At 59.8% G+C, this 16,872-nt stretch carries 17 protein-coding genes; 10 read left to right on the top strand and 7 right to left on the bottom strand.

Annotated features, from left to right (window positions below):
* Positions 1-507 (top strand): peptide-methionine (S)-S-oxide reductase MsrA, encoded by a 507-nt coding sequence (gene msrA / locus IEX75_RS02485; protein WP_188792670.1) that lies wholly within the window; start codon positions 1-3, stop codon positions 505-507.
* Positions 508-591: 84 nt separating this feature from the next.
* Here msrA and IEX75_RS02490 read toward each other — a convergent pair whose 3' ends face one another.
* Positions 592-1,221, bottom strand: a complete 630-nt coding sequence (locus IEX75_RS02490) for a CGNR zinc finger domain-containing protein (RefSeq protein WP_188792671.1) — start codon at positions 1,219-1,221, stop codon at positions 592-594.
* 156 nt (positions 1,222-1,377) lie between these two features.
* On the opposite strand from IEX75_RS02490, the gene IEX75_RS02495 reads away from it, so the two are divergent.
* The 5 genes from IEX75_RS02495 to IEX75_RS02515 all read left to right on the top strand — a co-directional run bounded on the left by IEX75_RS02495 (position 1,378) and on the right by IEX75_RS02515 (position 6,431).
* Positions 1,378-2,070: an alpha/beta fold hydrolase gene (locus IEX75_RS02495; protein WP_188792672.1), complete on the top strand. Its 693-nt coding sequence runs from the start codon at positions 1,378-1,380 to the stop codon at positions 2,068-2,070.
* A gap of 54 nt (positions 2,071-2,124) precedes the next feature.
* The gene (locus IEX75_RS02500; protein WP_229720609.1) at positions 2,125-2,988 is read left to right on the top strand and encodes an alpha/beta fold hydrolase; all 864 of its coding nucleotides are present in this window, start codon (positions 2,125-2,127) and stop codon (positions 2,986-2,988) included.
* Between the two features lie 14 nt (positions 2,989-3,002).
* Positions 3,003-3,773: an SDR family oxidoreductase gene (locus IEX75_RS02505; RefSeq protein WP_188792673.1), complete on the top strand. Its 771-nt coding sequence runs from the start codon at positions 3,003-3,005 to the stop codon at positions 3,771-3,773.
* Between the two features lie 648 nt (positions 3,774-4,421).
* On the top strand, positions 4,422-5,006 hold the full coding sequence (locus tag IEX75_RS02510; protein WP_188792674.1) for a cysteine dioxygenase: 585 nt from the start codon (positions 4,422-4,424) through the stop codon (positions 5,004-5,006).
* Positions 5,007-5,036: 30 nt separating this feature from the next.
* Positions 5,037-6,431: an FAD/NAD(P)-binding protein gene (locus tag IEX75_RS02515; RefSeq protein ID WP_188792675.1), complete on the top strand. Its 1,395-nt coding sequence runs from the start codon at positions 5,037-5,039 to the stop codon at positions 6,429-6,431.
* Between the two features lie 54 nt (positions 6,432-6,485).
* On the opposite strand, the gene IEX75_RS02520 is transcribed toward IEX75_RS02515, so the two are convergent.
* The 3 genes from IEX75_RS02520 to IEX75_RS02530 all read right to left on the bottom strand — a co-directional run bounded on the left by IEX75_RS02520 (position 6,486) and on the right by IEX75_RS02530 (position 8,984).
* The gene (locus tag IEX75_RS02520; protein WP_188792676.1) at positions 6,486-7,544 is read right to left on the bottom strand and encodes a hypothetical protein; all 1,059 of its coding nucleotides are present in this window, start codon (positions 7,542-7,544) and stop codon (positions 6,486-6,488) included.
* 177 nt (positions 7,545-7,721) lie between these two features.
* Complete coding sequence (locus IEX75_RS02525) at positions 7,722-8,069, bottom strand: hypothetical protein (protein ID WP_188792677.1); 348 nt, start codon at positions 8,067-8,069, stop codon at positions 7,722-7,724.
* Positions 8,070-8,141: 72 nt separating this feature from the next.
* Positions 8,142-8,984 (bottom strand): class I SAM-dependent methyltransferase, encoded by an 843-nt coding sequence (locus IEX75_RS02530; protein WP_188792678.1) that lies wholly within the window; start codon positions 8,982-8,984, stop codon positions 8,142-8,144.
* Positions 8,985-9,158: 174 nt separating this feature from the next.
* Between IEX75_RS02530 and IEX75_RS02535 the strand changes: the two genes are divergently transcribed.
* A complete protein-coding gene (locus tag IEX75_RS02535) occupies positions 9,159-9,866 on the top strand; it encodes a dienelactone hydrolase family protein (protein WP_188792679.1) in 708 nt (235 codons plus the stop codon).
* A 147-nt stretch (positions 9,867-10,013) separates the two neighbouring features.
* Here the strand turns inward: IEX75_RS02535 and IEX75_RS02540 are convergent, their stop codons facing one another.
* Together IEX75_RS02540 and IEX75_RS02545 are read right to left on the bottom strand one after the other, a co-directional pair.
* On the bottom strand, positions 10,014-11,309 hold the full coding sequence (locus tag IEX75_RS02540) for an amino acid permease (protein WP_188792680.1): 1,296 nt from the start codon (positions 11,307-11,309) through the stop codon (positions 10,014-10,016).
* The gene (locus IEX75_RS02545; protein WP_188792681.1) at positions 11,306-12,394 is read right to left on the bottom strand and encodes an aromatic ring-hydroxylating oxygenase subunit alpha; all 1,089 of its coding nucleotides are present in this window, start codon (positions 12,392-12,394) and stop codon (positions 11,306-11,308) included. Before IEX75_RS02545 ends, IEX75_RS02540 begins: the two co-directional genes overlap by 4 nt.
* Positions 12,395-12,912: 518 nt before the next feature.
* Here IEX75_RS02545 and IEX75_RS02550 point away from each other — a divergent pair.
* Positions 12,913-13,176 carry a hypothetical protein gene (locus IEX75_RS02550; protein WP_188792682.1) on the top strand — a complete coding sequence of 88 codons (264 nt, stop codon included), beginning with the start codon at positions 12,913-12,915 and terminating at the stop codon, positions 13,174-13,176.
* 7 nt (positions 13,177-13,183) lie between these two features.
* On the opposite strand, the gene IEX75_RS02555 is transcribed toward IEX75_RS02550, so the two are convergent.
* Positions 13,184-13,633 (bottom strand): cupin domain-containing protein, encoded by a 450-nt coding sequence (locus tag IEX75_RS02555; RefSeq protein ID WP_229720610.1) that lies wholly within the window; start codon positions 13,631-13,633, stop codon positions 13,184-13,186.
* Between the two features lie 137 nt (positions 13,634-13,770).
* Here IEX75_RS02555 and IEX75_RS02560 point away from each other — a divergent pair, with 137 nt between their 5' ends.
* Together IEX75_RS02560 and IEX75_RS02565 are read left to right on the top strand one after the other, a co-directional pair.
* Positions 13,771-15,612, top strand: coding sequence for a CHASE3 domain-containing protein (locus tag IEX75_RS02560; protein ID WP_188792683.1), 1,842 nt, complete (start codon positions 13,771-13,773; stop codon positions 15,610-15,612).
* A 574-nt stretch (positions 15,613-16,186) separates the two neighbouring features.
* The coding region (locus IEX75_RS02565; RefSeq protein WP_188792684.1) for a HAMP domain-containing protein at positions 16,187-16,872 on the top strand (686 nt) is incomplete at its 3' end.

A 16,872-nucleotide genomic window follows, 5' to 3' on the forward strand; every position in this document is an offset into this window, starting at 1 on the left:
ATGACGACAAAAACTGAAACGGCGATCCTGGCCGGCGGCTGCTTCTGGGGCGTGCAGGATTTGTTGCGGCGCTATCCGGGCGTGCTGTCCACCCGCGTGGGTTATACGGGCGGCGATGTGGCCCATGCCACTTACCGCGATCACGGCACGCATGCGGAAGGCATCGAGATCGTGTTCGATCCGGAACGGATCAGCTATCGCCAGATTCTGGAGTTCTTTTTCCAGATTCATGATCCAACCACGAAAAACCGCCAAGGCAACGATGTCGGCACGAGCTACCGCTCAGCCATCTTCTATCGCGACGAAACACAGAAGCAGATCGCCGAGGACACCCTTGCCGATGTCGACGCATCCGGCCTATGGCCCGGCAAAGTGGTCACGGAGATCGCACCTGCGGGGCCGTTCTGGGAGGCGGAACCGGAGCATCAGGATTATCTGGAACGGTATCCGCATGGCTATACATGCCATTTTGTTCGGCCAGATTGGAAATTGCCTAAGCGTGGGTAGGCTGCCTTAAAAATACGCGTTGCACTGCTGCCAGATAGTCTGGCATTGCAATAAGCAGCGTTCGCTGCATGCACAAGAACAAGATCAATCTTTCTGCGTCGCCTTCAGGCGATGCCGATGCGCCGCCTGCTTCGCGCGATTGCCACAAAGCGACATGCTGCACCATCGGCGCGCATGTCCGCGCGTGTGATCGGCGAACAGCAACGTGCACGTCGGCCCTTCGCAGGCCTTGACATAAGTAAAGTCTTCCGCGCAAACCAGCTGCGCCATCGCTTCGGCGATCGGCAGCAACAACGTTTCCGGCGATGACCAGCGGCGCGTCTGCATCAGCTGCAGCACGAAAGACGCATCATGGTCTTGCGCGACGATTTCGCTATAGCGTTCATCGCGCTTCATCAATTGATTGAGCGGCTCAAGCTCGGCCAGATGCACCGCCTGCAACGGGTGCCCCTTGTGTGCCCGCACGAATGCACGAAACCACTCCCGCAACGCCCGCGCCTGATCAGCCAAGCGATCGAGCTCACCAGGAATCGCCCGCCCCCGCATCACGCTGATCACCTCGTCCGGCACCAGCCGCGCCTGTTTGAGCCAATGGAGCAACCCCTCCCCGTCCTCAAGCCAATCCAACGGCACGTCCACGGGTGTGGCTATCGAATTGAGGAAATCCAGGCCGGGGGAATCGGCCAGGAAAAGAGCGGGGATCGACTGTGTCATGGGGCTACCTCCTGCCGCGCAAAGTAACCGGCTAAAAACATCTTGACAAGTTATTTTTTGAAGAATAACCTGCAAGATAATGTTGAGGCGGTTAGCAGAAATTCAACCCTGTGGTCGCCCTCGGCTCACCCCAGACCAGCATCAGGAGCGAGAAAAATGAACACGAATACGGCAACCGTAGTGCTTGTCCATGGCGCATGGGCTGGCGAGACGGCCTGGAACAAGGTCACCAGCATTCTCCGGATTGATGGCATCAAAGCAGTTACTGTACGGCTGCCCCTCTCATCCCTGGCGGACGACACGGCGGCGCTGGACGAAGCGCTGGAGCAGATCGAAGGACCGGTCGTCCTGGTCGGCCATGCCTATGCCGGCGCCGTGATCGGCTCAGCGCAAAGCAGCAAGGTCCAGGCGCTCGTGTACGTCGCAGGGCTGGCGCCGGACCGGGGGGAAACCGTGGCCGAGGTGTTCAACCGCTTTGAACACGATGCCCTGACGCCGCCGCTCGCACCGGACAGCGAAGGCTGGATCCGCTTGCCCGCGGACGCTTTCGCCACCGCTTTTGCCCAGCATGCGACGCCGGAAGAACAGCAGGCGCTCGCAGCAACCCAGCCACCCATTGCGCCGGCAGCCATCACCGTTCCCGCAGGTGCGCCGCTCTGGAAACGCGTGCCGTCGTGGTACTTGCTGGCCGAGCAGGACCACATGATTCCGGCGCAAACGCAGCGCTTCGTCGCAACGCGGATGCAAGCGCACATCGCGTCATATCCCGTCGATCACGTGCCCAGCGTTACCGCGCCTGCGCTGGTCGCGAATCTCATCGTGGATGCGGTGAAGCACAGCGGCCACTGACTGCGCTTTGTCCCACGATTCCTTTGCACTCCTCATCCAACCGGAGAAACTGCCATGTCTGCCATGTCTGCCATTCGCTATCACCACGCCAACGTCGACGGCCTGAAGATCTTCTATCGCGAAGCCGGTTCGCCCGATAAATCCAAATTGCTGTTGCTGCATGGCTTCCCGAGCTCGGGGCACATGTTCCGCGATCTCATTCCGCTATTGAGCGACGATTTCCACATCATCGCGCCCGATCTGCCCGGTTTTGGCCAATCGGATATGCCACCGCGCGAGCAATTCACCTACACGTTCGACCATATTGCGGATGTGATCGACCGCTTCACGGAAGTCGTGGGCTTTGATCGCTTTGCGGTTTACGTGTTCGACTACGGCGCACCCACCGGCTTCCGCCTGGCTGTCAAACACCCGGAACGCATCACCGCCATCATTTCCCAGAACGGCAACGCCTACGAAGAAGGCTTGAGCGACGGCTGGAATCCGATTCGCGCGTACTGGCAAAACCCCTCGCAAGCCAACCGGGAAGCATTGCGGGCGTTCCTGGCACCGGAAACCACGCGCTGGCAGTACACGCATGGCGTAGCGGATGAATCGCTGGTGTCGCCGGATGGCATCGCGTTGGATAACTACTATCTTGCGCGTCCAGGTGCGCATGACATTCAGCTGGATCTGTTTCTCGATTACCAGAGCAACGTGGCGCTCTACCCCACGTTCCAGGCCTACTTCCGCACGCATCGTCCACGCTTTCTCGCGGTATGGGGCAAGCACGATCCGTTCTTCCTGCCGCCGGGTGCGGAAGCGTTCAAGCGCGACATCCCGCAAGCGCAAGTCCAATTCGTCGATAGCGGACATTTCGCACTGGAAACGCACGCGAAGGAAGTAGCCCAAGCCATCCGCACATTTCTTGTTGCCTGACTGAGGAGAGCGCCATGTCTGCATCAACCGCCATCGTGACAGGCGCAAGCCAGGGCATCGGCCGCGCCACCGCCATTCGCCTTGCGCGCGATGTCCAATCGCTGGTGCTCGTGGCGAGAAGCCGCGAGCATCTGCAGGAAACCGCCGAAGCCGTGCAAGCACAGGGCGCCAAAGCACTGATCATCGACCTTGACCTGGCGGACAAAACCGCTGCAAAAGCCGTCGTCGAGCAAACGCTGGCGGCCTTTGGGCGGATCGATGCGCTGATCAACATTGCCGGCGCCGTGCCGCAAATCGATCTCTTCGAGATGACGGATGGGCAGTGGGACGATGGCATGGCGCTCAAGCTGCACGGAGCACGGCGACTGACCATCGAAGCATGGCCAGCGCTGAAGCAAGCCAAGGGCTCGGTGGTGTTTACATCCGGCAATTCGGCCATTTTTCCGAAAGCGCCTTACGCGGCCGTCGGCACCATCAATGCTGCGATTGCGGCGCTGGCGAAAGCATTTGCGGATCGCGGCATCGATGAGGGCGTGCAGGTCAACAGCGTGTTGCCTGGTCCCGTCATGACAGGGCGCCGCCGCTCCTACCTGGAACGCTGGGCACCTCGGCATGGCATGACGGTGGAGGAAGCGACGGAACATTTTCCGCGCGAAGCCGGGATTGCACGCTATGGCACACCGGAAGAAATCGCTGAATTGATGGCGTTCCTCGTCTCACCGGCAGCACGCTGGATGACGGGGTCGATGCTTCGCATGGATGGCGGTGAAGTGAAATCGGTTTAGCGCGCTCATACGCGTGTAGAACGACTTTCGCCTCGAAGGCCGTCATTCCGGCGAAGGCCCAGTACTGTCTGGGGAAATTTTGCGAAAAAAGTAACGAGCACTTGAGGGACAACACGTTTGCATGATTCGCACGGCAAGCGACTTAAAAAAAGCTTGCTCAACGCGATATCCACGAGTGAACCGGAAACGGCCCCCTCCCCTGCGTGCAGGGGAGGGTTGGGGTGGGGTAAGGCGAGCGAAGCTCGCTTCCCGCTACGCGGGAATGAGCGTGAGACATCAACGGAATCTCTCGCCAGGTTGCTTCACCCCACCCCAACCCTCCCCTACTACACGTAGGGGAGGGAGCGATCCGGCAAGCTAAAAGTTTCCCGGACAGCCGTGCGCTTTCGCGGGAATGACGGCAAAGGAAAATGGAGTTTCACGCAATTTGAGCTGCCAATGAAATTAATTCGACAGCGCTATTACGTAAGACGAATAACGTATTAGTGCATGCATCCATGTACTACTTTTGAACATTTGATTTACAACTGGCACCTGTTATGTCGCAAAACGCATAACGACCTGCCATTTGCTCGTGATGTTCTAGCGCATCTTTAACGTGACCTGTGGTTGTCTGGAGTTCGAGTACGCCAACACCAAGGGTTACCGATGTACGACGCACTCATAACGGCCACGATGGCATGGCGCGAGCGAGTTCTCGCCACAATCGATGCATGCATCGAACACCATGGGGAGCCCGTTGTAACCAGCATCGCCGAAGCACTTTCGCAAGTCGCCGCATGGCGGGGTTGTCCACGCTCTGCGGATGTGTCTTCCACATCAACCGCGCAAACCTATCGGCGCGTGCTGCTTGGCACCGGCAAGAGGCATCACTACGAAGCCTTGCTGATCGTGTGGCCGCCTGCCTATGTCACGCCGATTCACGATCACGACGCGTTGTGGGGCATGGAATTCGTGCTCGATGGCGTGCTGGAAGTGGAATCGTTCCAACTCGCTGCACAACCGCGCCTGCATCTCGAGCCCATGCATGCGCTTGTTGCGGGAGTGGGTGACCATGTCGCTTTTTCCGATGCGGACTACGCGCATCGCTGCCGCAATCTTTCCCGAAACCGCCCGGCGCTCTCCCTGCATGTGTACGGCGGCGAGCTCAATAAATACCGCAGCTTTCATCATCACGATGGGCTATGGTCTTCGACTTGTCACAACACGGTGCGCGAAGCATCGCTTGCTTAAATCCCTTCCCCTGATCAAAGGCCCATCACCATGGCAAATATCGCAATCATCGGCGGCGGCGCGACAGGTGCATCCGTGTTCGGCGCACTGCTCGCGCACGATGCGCCGGATACCGTGCACTGGGTGACGGGGAGCGAAGGCGGCACCGGCCGCGGCGTGGCGTATGGCGCCGCGCACGATCATCACCTGTTGAACGTGCGCGCCAGCGGCATGGGGCTTTATCTCGATGCGGATGACGATTTCGCGCAGTACAGCAGTCGTCATCGTCCGGGATCGCAGCCTACGGACTTTTTGCCGCGCAGGCTGTTCGGCGAATACATCGAAGCGCAGTTGAGCAAGCGCTTGCATCACGCGCAACAACGAGATCGCCACTTTGCGATCGAACCGTTCACGGCAACCAGGCTGCGAGCCACGCGTAATGGTTACGAGATCACGCTCAACAACGGCGAAAGCGTGACGGCAGATCACGTCGTGCTTGCGCTCGGTGCGCTGACGCCGCGCCCATTGCGAACCGTCTCCGAACGCGCGCTTGCCAGCGGTGCGTATGTGCTTGACCCATGGAGCCTCACGCAGCGCTCGATCCAGCCACGGCGGCTCACCGTGATCGGCACCGGATTGACCGCCGTCGATACGCTCATATCCGCTTCCATCCGCTGGCCGGACATCGAACTGGTGGCCGTCTCCCGGCATGGCTTGCTGCCGTTCGTGCATCCCGCGTTGCCCATTGCACCGTATCCCCACCAGGCAGAACTCAACGCCAAGCTGATGGCGTGCGAAGGCCCTGCCCCCATCTTCGCCGAGATCCGCCGGTTGTTCCGCGAGCAACAGGGCCTGGACTGGCGCAGCGTGATCGACGGCATGCGCCCGATCAATGCCAGGCTCTGGCAGGCGTTCACGCCACGCCAGCGCAGGCAATTCCTGCGGCATGTACGCTGGCTATGGGAATCGTCACGGCACCGCCTTGCACCCGAACCGGCGGAGATCATCCAGCAACTGCGTGATGAAGGACGTCTGCACGTCTATGCCGCCCGCGTGCTGGACGTGGATGGCGCGGGACCGTTGAACGTGACCCTGCGCTCGCGCGCCAATCAAGTGGCGACGACATTGCAGTCGGACATCGTAGTGCAGGCAACCGGGCTTGATACGGCTGTGGCGTTCGCAGAGCACTCGCTGCTTGCCGGCCTGCTCAAGGATGGCCTGGCTATCGCCGATCCGTTGAACCTGGGTGTACTGGCGCAGCCCGACGGTCAACTGATCAATGCCGCCGGTGACGTGCAGCATGGCTTGTACGCCATCGGATCGCTGGTGCGAGGCAACTTGTGGGAATGTACGGCGATGCCGGAGATTCGTGTTGCGGCGAATGCATTGGCTGCGCAGTTGAATACGCGTTCTGTGCTGCAGCCGGATTTGGCTACGACACTTTGACTCCTCGCCCCGGCGAAAGCCGGGGCGACGGGATCTGCGTGAATCGGAGCATCCTCAGTGATCGTCTTTCCGCCGGGGCGTCACGCGTGATTGGTATCGCGCTGCCTTTCCCTGCCGGGAAACTCTCGCGGCAAATACGTCAACCCCATAGCGCCATGATCGCCGCATGCCTGATAAGAGGCTTTCCCAACCCACGGGTGCGCGAGTCATGGCAGCCTGCAGCGCCTGGGCGTAATCAAGAACCAGTCCTGGCGTCCACGTCATGGCTTGCGCGCACTTTCTCCGTTGTGCGGCGTACCAAAGCTCCGGATTGAAGATCACGCGAAAGAGTGCAACCAGACTTTTTTCATCGGCGCCAAGACTTCCCTCCAGCGCAGCCTCCAGGCAATGCGCCACGCTGCTCGAACAATTGCGATGAGCCAGGTTGTAAGTCGTGTCCTGGCGATAGACGTCCCAAAACGATGCAAGGCGCGCACGGTCGAAATGATCGAACACCACGTGGGCTGTCGAGTCACACCATCCGGCAGCTTCCACTTCATAGCTCGGCTCAAAGGTGCCGGCGACATCCTTACCGACAAGCTCCAAAAAACTTGCACTGGATGGGTCGATTTCAACGGCCGGTTGATGGCTGACGTAAATGTCGGGCGTGCACTCCAACGCGGCGTGACCGGTCGATACCGTTCCATGGATATCGACGGCGGCGATGTAACGATCCAGGAGCGGGTTCGGGATCATCTCGCCGGCCAAACTGATCGGCGTCCACACATGGACGACCAGCAGACCCGTGACCTGCGTTGCATCGGTGCTACGCATCGCGGGTGACGCTGCAGGCAAATCCTTGGAGAGCAACGCAGCCATCGAAACGTGTTCCGGCCGCCGCGCCAATCGAATGGCCCGGCGCAAGAGCCAGCCACCTGAAAGCAACAAGGTGATCGCGACCGCGATCAGCACGAGGTAACCGAACGGGTGCACAGGAAAGTAGGCTGCACGCCCCACGGCATCGACAAAGATAGCGACACCCGATATCGCCCACACAAAACCCATGCCGGCGAGCCACCACCATTGTCGTTTGACGAAATCATTGCCAAGCAGGATCAGCGCGAGTTGAAACATGATCTCTCTACGGTCCTCCACGCCTGAGGCCACGAAGAGTGCAGGTTTACCACTCGGAACAATAAGCAATTGTCAAACCTAGATTTTCGACCGGCCATGATGCCGCCTTACAACTCACCGCTCGCGCGAGTGCGTGTCAGTTGGCGCGCCCATCGAAACCAGACACGGCAATCAACGCTATGGTGCGGACTGCTCCGCCAATTCCAGGAACGTGCTCTGCAAATCGCCGCCAAGCTCCCGGCCGCCGTAAGTCAGCCGGAAAACGTCGTCGGTATCGACCAGTTCGAGGGTTCCGTCAATAACGCCCAGCACATTGGCCACGGCGTCGATCGTGACGTGGCGAGTGAGTTCTAAAAGCACTTCCCGCTGATCGGCGGTCAACTCGCCGAAAAGCATCAAGACACGTTGCCAATAGGGATCAAGTGCCTTGCTCACGACGGTATCGAGCAACAGGCTGCGATAGAGGGCGTAGTTCTTGTCGACTACTTCCGCACCGAGTTTCGACACAAAATCCTGCGGCGTCATGCAAGCCCCCTGCTTTCAAAGCGAGTCACCTACTGTGATAGCCGGAACGTCCACACTCGGTAGACGCCTCCATCAGCGCCGTATCGCCAGCACGCCATCCAATGCCAGCTGCGCCTTGAAGCCTGCTTTCTCCAAACGTTTCGCCACTTCCCGCGGAACGTCGCGGTCGCTGGTGAGCTTATTGGGACTACCGGTGTAATGGAACAGTCGCCCGCCGCGGCGAAGCACGCGTGCGAGTTGATCGTAGAACACCTGTGAATAGAGATCGCCGGCAATGCCGAAGCGCGGCGGGTCGTGCAGGATGGCATCCACCGAAGCATTTTCGACCGCGACGATGGCTTGCAGCGCGTCCGCATGGGTCAGCTCCAGCCGACCATGGCTGGTGGCAGCATCCGGATCCGGCGACCACGGATTGAGCGTGCGCAACCACAGTACATCGGGGTTCTTCTCGAACGAGCGGATGCGCGCAACGCCCGCCTCCAGACAGCAGGCAGCAAAGTAACCCAGGCCGCCGCAGGTATCGAGCAGCGATTTGCCGCGCGGCTCGACCAATGCCACTTTGCGTCGCGCATCCTCGATCGGTGATTCCTTCGCTGTCGGCAGCATCTTGATGCCATCGATCTCGAAAGTGGGCGCGCCCCACTCGGTGGGCACCAGCTTGATCAGCGAGCCGGAAAAACGCGATACCGGCGCGAACTCATCACCATCCCAGTAGTAGATCGTGCGGTCTTTGAGCTTGTGCGGGTATGGGTAACGCTGGTCCTCCCATTGCCAGGCGTCCGTATACAGCGATGCCTCGCCATGGGAGCGGCCCAGGTCGAGTGAACCCTGCCATTCGGATTTACCGGCGTCGCGCGCGGCCAGCAGTGTTTCGGCGGTGGAGCGCGTGAGCAAGGGGCCGGAGTAATGCGACACGAAAGATGATTTCCTGGGATAAGCGCGCAGATTTTAGCGTGATTGGTTTTACTCGTAGAAATGGGCAAACACACCGGCCCAATCGGTAGTGAAGCCGGCCCTGCACATGCTTACCTTTGTCGCCTCAGCCAGTCACACTTCACCGGTTGAACCCCCACTCCTAAGGAAGTTGTCATGAAAGCAAAAACCACATCCATGGTCAGCCTGCAACGGCCCGATGGCCAGCAGCTTGAAGGTTACCTCGCCGTACCGGAAAAACCCGATGGCGCGCCTGCAGTGGTAGTGATCCAGGAATGGTGGGGCTTGAACGATCAGATTCGCGGTGTGGCCGATCGGCTTGCACAGTCCGGCTATCTCGCACTGGTGCCGGACTTGTATCGCGGCAAGATCACGGTGGAAGAGGAAGAAGCGCATCACCTGATGGAAGGACTGAACTTCGGCGACGCTGCCTCCCAGGACGTAGCTGCCGCGGTCGCCTATCTCAAGCAGCGCACCGCCAACGTTGCCGTGATGGGCTTCTGCATGGGCGGAGCGCTTGCTCTGCTCGCCCTCAACCAGAACACGGACCTGTCGGCGGGCGTGCTGTGGTATGGCCTGCCACCGCTGGAATACATCGATGCCTCGCGCATCAAGGTACCAGTGCTGGGACACTGGGGAACGCAGGATCAGTTTTTCTCGATCGATGCGGTGAATGCGTTGGAAGCGAAGTTTGCCGAAAGCGGTGTACATGCGCAGTTTCATCGGTATCTCGCGCATCACGCGTTCGCCAACGAGACAGCGGTTGGGCATGGGCGCATTGCTGGTACGCAATACGACCCCGCGTGGGCGCAGTTGGCGTGGGACAGGACGTTTACGTTTTTGGGGCGGACGCTTTGGTCCTGAGCAGACGGTTGAGTGAGGCGTCCCATCTGAACGGTGCGACTTGCAAGTAACTTCCGGTGCTTCAGCCGCGTAGGTTGGGGTGCAAACCCCAACATGGCGTAATAACCAGCATGGCGATGTTGGGGTTTGCACCCCAACCTACGCGTGCTATCCCTCAGGCAGCGACGCAACGCTGCGGCGCTGCCACAGATAAATCGGCAACCCAGCCAGCACCAGCACGGCGCCCCACATCAAGGTCTCCGCGCCGGTGCCAATCAGCGCCCACACACTGAAAGCCAGCGCACCAACCGCAACCAGCCTCCGCCATCGACGGCTGTGCGTGTCGATGCGCCACCACGCCAACACCGTGATCAGATAAGGCAGCAGCGTCGCAGCAGTCGATAGCAGGATGGTGAAGGTAAACAGCGCCACCAGCGTACGGCTGTAGTTGGAGACAATCAGCGCACTCGCGAGGATGCTGCTGGCCAACAGACCGAACCATGGCGTACCACGCCCATCCAGGCGCGCGAACGCTTTGGGGAACAAGCCATCCAGCGCGGGCGCGAGCGTGGTTTGCGCCTGCAACAGCACCCATCCGTTGAGCGCGCCGAAGCACGAAATGGTGGCAACAACCCCGATGCCGATACCTGCCGCACTGCCCCACGTGCGCCGCGCGGCTTCGGCCATCGGCGCCGCGGAGGCGTGCAGCACATCCGCCGGCAGCATGCCGACCACGACCGTGCACGCCAGCATGGTGGCAAGCCCGGCGATGGTCATACCGATCACCGTAGCGCGTGGCACGGTGCGTTGCGGATCGCGCACCACGCCGGTAGGCACCGTCGCCGTTTCCAGACCGAGGAAGGCCCACAGCGTGAGCGCGGCGACCGATGACGCCACACTCACCAGCGGAAGCCCGCTCGCGTTGAAAGGATGAAACGCGCTGGCGTGCACCCAGCCCAATCCCAACACGCCGAACACGATCAACGGCACCAATTTCAGCGACGTAGTGACGATCGCGGTGTAACCCGCTTCACGTACACCGGACAGGCTGATGGACGTACACACCCATAACGCGCCCAGTGCACACAAGGCGCTGCGCAAAGGCGTGGCAGTCGCCGCCGGCCACACGGAGCCGAGGCTGCCGGCAAATGCCACGGCAATTGCCGCGTTTGCCGACCACACGCACACCCAATAACTCCACGCCACCAGAAAACCGATGCGATCACCGAATGCGCGGCGCGCATAGGCATACGCACCGCCATGATTGGGAACGATCTGCGCCAGCCACGCGTACACCAGCGCCAACATCAACGCGCCGCCCAGGCTGATGCCCCAGCCGATCAGGCTTGCCGCGCCATAAGGCGCCAGCGCTGCCGGCAGCACGAAGACACCTGATCCGATGATGTTCCCGATAACCAGCGCAATCAGCATCCATAGCCCGAGCGGCCGCCGCGCCGTACTCATGCGCGGGCAAGCGAATCGCGGTAGGCGCGGCGCAGCATTTCATGGAAATGATGCACGGCATTTTCGCGCAGCGGATTCAGCCGGCCGGCTTCGTAGGAGCCAGACGCCAATCCACGCTGCACGTCTTCGCAGATGGTGACGTCTTCGTCCTGCACCTCGTCGCTGAATGCGATGTCCTTCGCGCGCCGCACCTGCGCTTGCGGGCTGCTGTCCGGCGCGTAATAAAAATCGAACTCCACCCGGCAACGATCTACACCTGTCGGCAACACGCGATTGGTTTGCAGGCGGCCTGGCAGGATATTGAGCATGGCATTCGGATACAGGAAGTAGTACAGCGCTTCGCCGCTGCCATAGAGATCATCACCGCTTTCGAGCGGGCTGTACTGGAACGAATACCACTCGGCCGTCTTGGTGATGTAGCTGCGGTAATCGAGCAGGCTGCTCAAGCCGGGATGGATGCAGGGCACGTGATAACCCTCGAGATAATTGTCGACGTACACCTTCCAATTGCAGGCCACGTCGTAACTCACGCGATGGTGAAATTCGTAGCCGTCCAGCGAGCGGTGCGGCCCCAGGCGCGCATCGATGCCGGCCACGAATGCTTCGAACGGCGGCGCCTCGCCAATGGCCACGAACACCAGGCCCTGCCAGATATGCACCTGCACTTCGGGCAGGCGGATGTCCGCAGGATTGAAATCGGGCGTGCGGCCCATTTCCGGCGCTCCACGCAGCACGCCATCCAGGCCGTACGTCCAGCCGTGGTAGCGGCAGCGCAGGTTCTGCGCACCACGCCCGTCGCAACTGGCGATCGGCCCGGCACGGTGCCGGCATACGTTATGGAAGGCACGGATGCTCGTTTCATTGCTGCGTACGACCAGCAGCGGCAGCCCCGCTATCTCCGTGACCACGTGGTCGCCGATGCCCGAGAGTTGCGATTGATGGCAGACCAGCTGCCAGCTGCGTGCAAACACCATCGCGGCATCCAGGGCCGGCATGCGTGCGTCGGTATAGAAGCGGGCCGGCAAGGTCAGTGCGTGGTCGAGCTGTTGTGGCGCGAGGGCGTCGGGTGAAAGTAACTCGGTCATGGCGCTACCTGGCGACGGCGATGGCCGAGTATTTCTCGGACTGCGGTGCAGCATCAACGAGGTGGCCGATCCAGCCATAAACCACATCCTGGCGATGTAGGTTGGGGTGCAAACCCCAACATTGCCATGTATCCGCGCCTCACGATGTTGAGGTTTTCACCCCAACCTACGCGAAAGGTTCGCTTCGGTAGACGCACATGGGCAGCACGGCACGGCCCGTGTCGTGAAATGTCACTTCCTCCAACACAAATGCCCTACCAGTACATGAAAAGTTGGGCCACGCACCACAAATCAGCGTCAATTTATTGACATGGCGGCTCGCCGGAGAACCTTTCGAGGCTTCACCGAAGGCTTCAGGCGCCATCGCGAGATGCCCGCCATACCCGTAGACCAAGCTCATTGCAAAACCGTGATCCACCGCACATTCATACTGTGACCATGGCGTGGCGCATGCTTACTTGTCAGTAACCAGGGGAGGCCGAAAACGGCCCGTTCGCACTCACAGGGTGGAAGCAAAAATGGAACAGATCGTCGAATGTCTCATCGCCGGCGGCCCGCAACACGGAGTGGTGCGAAGGCAGCTATGGGATCCGCGGTATCCGCTACCGCCCGCACTATCGTCCGGTGACGGCAAGGTGTGCATCGCCGCCGCTCGCCGCCCGGCGGGTCCCTACAGCAATCGGTTCCTGCTGCTGCATCCGCAGGCAACCGGTCAGCAGATTCTCGCCATGATGGCCATGCTGGTGGTGAGAAACGCCATCCACACCCGCTGCGGCAACTGACCCCGGCTCAAAGCTTTACGTAGGACTCGTCATCGCCTGCTACATAAAGCCGCACGCCTTTGCGTGGGTAATCGCAGACATCCTGCTCCAACCGCTGTCCCACGACCAAGAACATCAACGGTTCGCTGCCCGTATTGACGATGACGTGCGCCGGTCCTTTACGCGCAAAACCCAGAAAATCTCCAGTGCCGATCGCATAAGCCTGTTCATCGATCTGCGCCTCGCCTTGCCCGGAAAGAACGTAGAGACATTCTTCTTCATACAGATGCCGGTGATATTCAGAAGATTCATGCCCGGGCATAAGGGTGATGATATGCGCACCCAACTGGGTCAGACCTGCCATATCGCCCACCGACTTCTTCAATCGGATGGCGTTGGGGTTCAAGGTATGCACCGAACGGACGGCATTCATCGCCGCGATATCCGCCGCCTTTACCAACTCACGCGCTTGCTTCAACGGTGTTCTCCCGCATCCTGTGTGATGGCATTGCGCCGCCATGCTGCGCCGCAGTCTGGACATTACCGCGGACGCTTCACAATATTAGCCCTACGATGTAACCGTTCCAGCGGCACTGACCATACAGAGGCCTTCGGATGGAGCGTTTGAAGGGGCAAAACCGCGGCGAACTGCAAATCCGAGCCGGCTTCGTCTTGCTGCTGGTTGCCTGCGCCCTGGCGACGTTCGCCACGATCAGCAGCGAGCGGGCCGACTCTTGGGTTGCTCACACACTGCACGTACGCGAGACCCTGATTAAGCTCTACAGCGACGTGCGCGACGCGGAAACGGGGCAACGCGGTTTTCTCCTGACGCAGGATCCGCACTACCTGGAGCCATACATCCGGGCTCGCTCGGACATTGCCGCGACGCAATCGCGGCTGTCTTCGCTGATCTCCGACAATGCCGAGCAAACGGCCCTGCTCAGCAAGCTCAACCCACTTGTCGACCGCAAACTGGGCGAGCTGCAGCAAACCATCCAATTGAGCACGCAAGGCAACCATGATGTTGCCTTGAGCGTGGTCAGAACGAATGTCGGCCATCGATTGATGGAAAACATTCAGGCGTTGACACAGCAGATGGATCGAAACGAATCCGCCTTGCTCGATCAACGGCTCGTTGCTGCACGCCACACCAGGCTGGTATTGCTAGTCGCGACGTTTTTGTCGGTATTGCTAGCCTGTGTGCTTGCTTATCGCGTACGCCGGGAAGCCACTGCCCGCCAGAAAGCGATCGAGGAAAAAAACCACGCACTGGAGGAACAGATCCAACAGCGCGAAACCGCCGAGATGCGGCTCCGGCAAGTTCAAAAAATGGAAGCGCTGGGCCAGCTTACTGGCGGCATCGCGCATGATTTCAACAACATGCTGGCCATCATCGCGGGCAACCTGGAGATGGCACTGCGCCACATGACCCGATCGGACGACGCCTTGAAAGAGGTCGTGTCCAGGGCACTGAACGCCGCTATGCGCGGCGCCGACCTGACCAAGCGCCTGCTTGCCTTCTCACGCATGCAGCCGTTGCGGCCCAAATCCATCGACGCCAATGATTGCGTGCGCAGCATGCTGATGATTCTGCAACGCACACTCGGCGAAGACATCACTATCGACACGGCGCTTGCCCCAGGCCTATGGCGCGTTTTCATCGATCGGCCGCAACTGGAAAGCGCCCTGCTCAACCTGGCTGTGAACAGCCGCGATGCCATGAAAAACAGCGGCCGGCTGACCATCGAGACATCCAACACGTATCTCGACCAGACTTTTGCCGATTCGCACGTCGAAGTAGCGTCCGGGCACTATGTGATGGTGGCTGTGACCGACACCGGCGGCGGCATGGCGCCGGATGTGATCCAGCGCGCTTTCGATCCGTTCTTTACCACCAAGGAACCCGGACAAGGCACCGGCCTGGGCCTTAGCCAGGTGCACGGCTTCATCAAGCAATCGCGCGGCCATGTGCAGATTTATTCCGAACTAGGCATTGGCACCACGGTAAAGATGTACCTGCCGCGCACGTCTGCGCAGCAAGATGCAGAGGCGTTTACGGAAAACATGGTGTTCGCGTTGAACACGTCGAAGAAGGTATTGGTGGTCGAAGACGACGATGAAGTACGCCGGTTCGTGGTGGCCTGCATCACCGAGCTGGGTTACATGGCCATTCCGGCCGAGAGCGCCAATATCGCGCAGCAGAAGCTGGCCACCTATCCGGATATTTCCCTGCTGCTGACGGACGTCATCATGCCCGGCAAGAACGGCCGGCAACTGGTGGATACCGTGCGGCCGTTTTATCCAAAACTGCGCGTGCTTTATATGACGGGTTATCCACGCGATGCGATTACGCACAACGGCATACTCGACGACAACGTGCGGCTGATTACCAAGCCATTTTCGATGCAGGAGTTGGCGCGGGAATTGCGGTATGCATTTGCGGAGGAAGTGGTGTGATGGGGACTGCGTTCATTCGCCTGAAAAGAACATGGATTGGTGTGAAAACCCTCACATATCTCAATTTTTTGGAACGTCGAAGCGGCGTTCGCAGCGAAAAACAGCATTTCTTTGCCGGAATGACGACTCGCTCTGAAACGAGGGCGTATTTCAACGCAAATTATTTCGTCTAAAAAGTTTAAATGGCCTCACTAAGACACAAAACCGCTTCACGAAGCGTCAACCGAAGACACCAGGCCACAATGGCGCGCAAAAACCAGCGAGCAAATCCGAAACGGCTCCGCGATCAGATTGAGCGCATTGCAGTGCACCATCACACGCTCTACACATTCACGCCAAGCGACGTGCAAACCACCTGAAATCCAGCTGACAGCGCCGTCCAAGCCATCACGCCGAGCGTGCAGATTTCCATGTATTTTTGTGAGAGCCACCTTCACCACGACGCCTCAGCGTGGCGTCTTTAGAGTGTGCTTTCGACTGCCTTCGCATTGGGATGTGCGGTCATGCGGGGTTCGTTTTGTCGACAACCCGCGTCATGGCTATGGGCCCATAAGCTTTTCATTACGGGGCTTGCATGAACGCCGATATCCGGGAAATTCTCGAATCCCATCACATCATCGCCGCCTTGCGCCGTTTTCGCCGCGGCGATTTTCATGTACGCCTGCCTGAAGACCTGCAAGGTTCCGATGGCGAACTGGCGCAACTGTTCAATGAGGTGGTGGATCTCAACCAGCAGATGACGGCGGAACTCGAACGCTTGTCCCAGATGGTAGGCAAGGAGGGCAAGATCACCCAGCGCGGACACCTCAAAGCCGCAACAGGCGGCTGGGAAAAAGCGATCTTTGCGGTGAACGAACTGATCGAAGACATGGTGCAACCCACCGCGGAAGTCGCCCGCGTGATCGGCGCCGTGGCGAAAGGCGACCTGTCGCAATCGATGACGGTCGAAATCGATGGCCGCCCCCTGCGTGGCGAATTCCTGCGCATCGGCAAGGTGGTCAACACCATGGTGGAGCAGCTTGCCTCATTCGCCTCGGAAGTGACGCGCGTGGCGCGCGAAGTGGGCACCGAGGGCAAGCTGGGCGGCCAGGCAACCGTGCGCGGCGGAGCAGGTACCTGGAAGGACCTCACCGACAACGTCAACGCGATGGCCACCAACCTCACCGGCCAGGTGCGCAATATCGCGGAGGTAACCACGGCGGTGGCCTCCGGCGATCTTTCCAAGAAGATCACCGTGGAAGTGAAAGGCGAAATCCTGGA

It is taken from the genome of Dyella nitratireducens (genome assembly GCF_014642835.1).
Classification (GTDB): domain Bacteria; phylum Pseudomonadota; class Gammaproteobacteria; order Xanthomonadales; family Rhodanobacteraceae; genus Dyella_B; species Dyella_B nitratireducens.

Coding starts and splice junctions, on each gene's coding strand:
- msrA (WP_188792670.1), top strand. CDS start 1: ATGACGACAAAAACTGAAACGGCGATCCTGGCCGGCGGCTGCTTCTGG.
- IEX75_RS02490 (WP_188792671.1), bottom strand. CDS start 1,221: ATGACACAGTCGATCCCCGCTCTTTTCCTGGCCGATTCCCCCGGCCTG.
- IEX75_RS02495 (WP_188792672.1), top strand. CDS start 1,378: ATGAACACGAATACGGCAACCGTAGTGCTTGTCCATGGCGCATGGGCT.
- IEX75_RS02500 (WP_229720609.1), top strand. CDS start 2,125: ATGTCTGCCATGTCTGCCATTCGCTATCACCACGCCAACGTCGACGGC.
- IEX75_RS02505 (WP_188792673.1), top strand. CDS start 3,003: ATGTCTGCATCAACCGCCATCGTGACAGGCGCAAGCCAGGGCATCGGC.
- IEX75_RS02510 (WP_188792674.1), top strand. CDS start 4,422: ATGTACGACGCACTCATAACGGCCACGATGGCATGGCGCGAGCGAGTT.
- IEX75_RS02515 (WP_188792675.1), top strand. CDS start 5,037: ATGGCAAATATCGCAATCATCGGCGGCGGCGCGACAGGTGCATCCGTG.
- IEX75_RS02520 (WP_188792676.1), bottom strand. CDS start 7,544: ATGTTTCAACTCGCGCTGATCCTGCTTGGCAATGATTTCGTCAAACGA.
- IEX75_RS02525 (WP_188792677.1), bottom strand. CDS start 8,069: ATGACGCCGCAGGATTTTGTGTCGAAACTCGGTGCGGAAGTAGTCGAC.
- IEX75_RS02535 (WP_188792679.1), top strand. CDS start 9,159: ATGAAAGCAAAAACCACATCCATGGTCAGCCTGCAACGGCCCGATGGC.
- IEX75_RS02540 (WP_188792680.1), bottom strand. CDS start 11,309: ATGAGTACGGCGCGGCGGCCGCTCGGGCTATGGATGCTGATTGCGCTG.
- IEX75_RS02545 (WP_188792681.1), bottom strand. CDS start 12,394: ATGACCGAGTTACTTTCACCCGACGCCCTCGCGCCACAACAGCTCGAC.
- IEX75_RS02550 (WP_188792682.1), top strand. CDS start 12,913: ATGGAACAGATCGTCGAATGTCTCATCGCCGGCGGCCCGCAACACGGA.
- IEX75_RS02560 (WP_188792683.1), top strand. CDS start 13,771: ATGGAGCGTTTGAAGGGGCAAAACCGCGGCGAACTGCAAATCCGAGCC.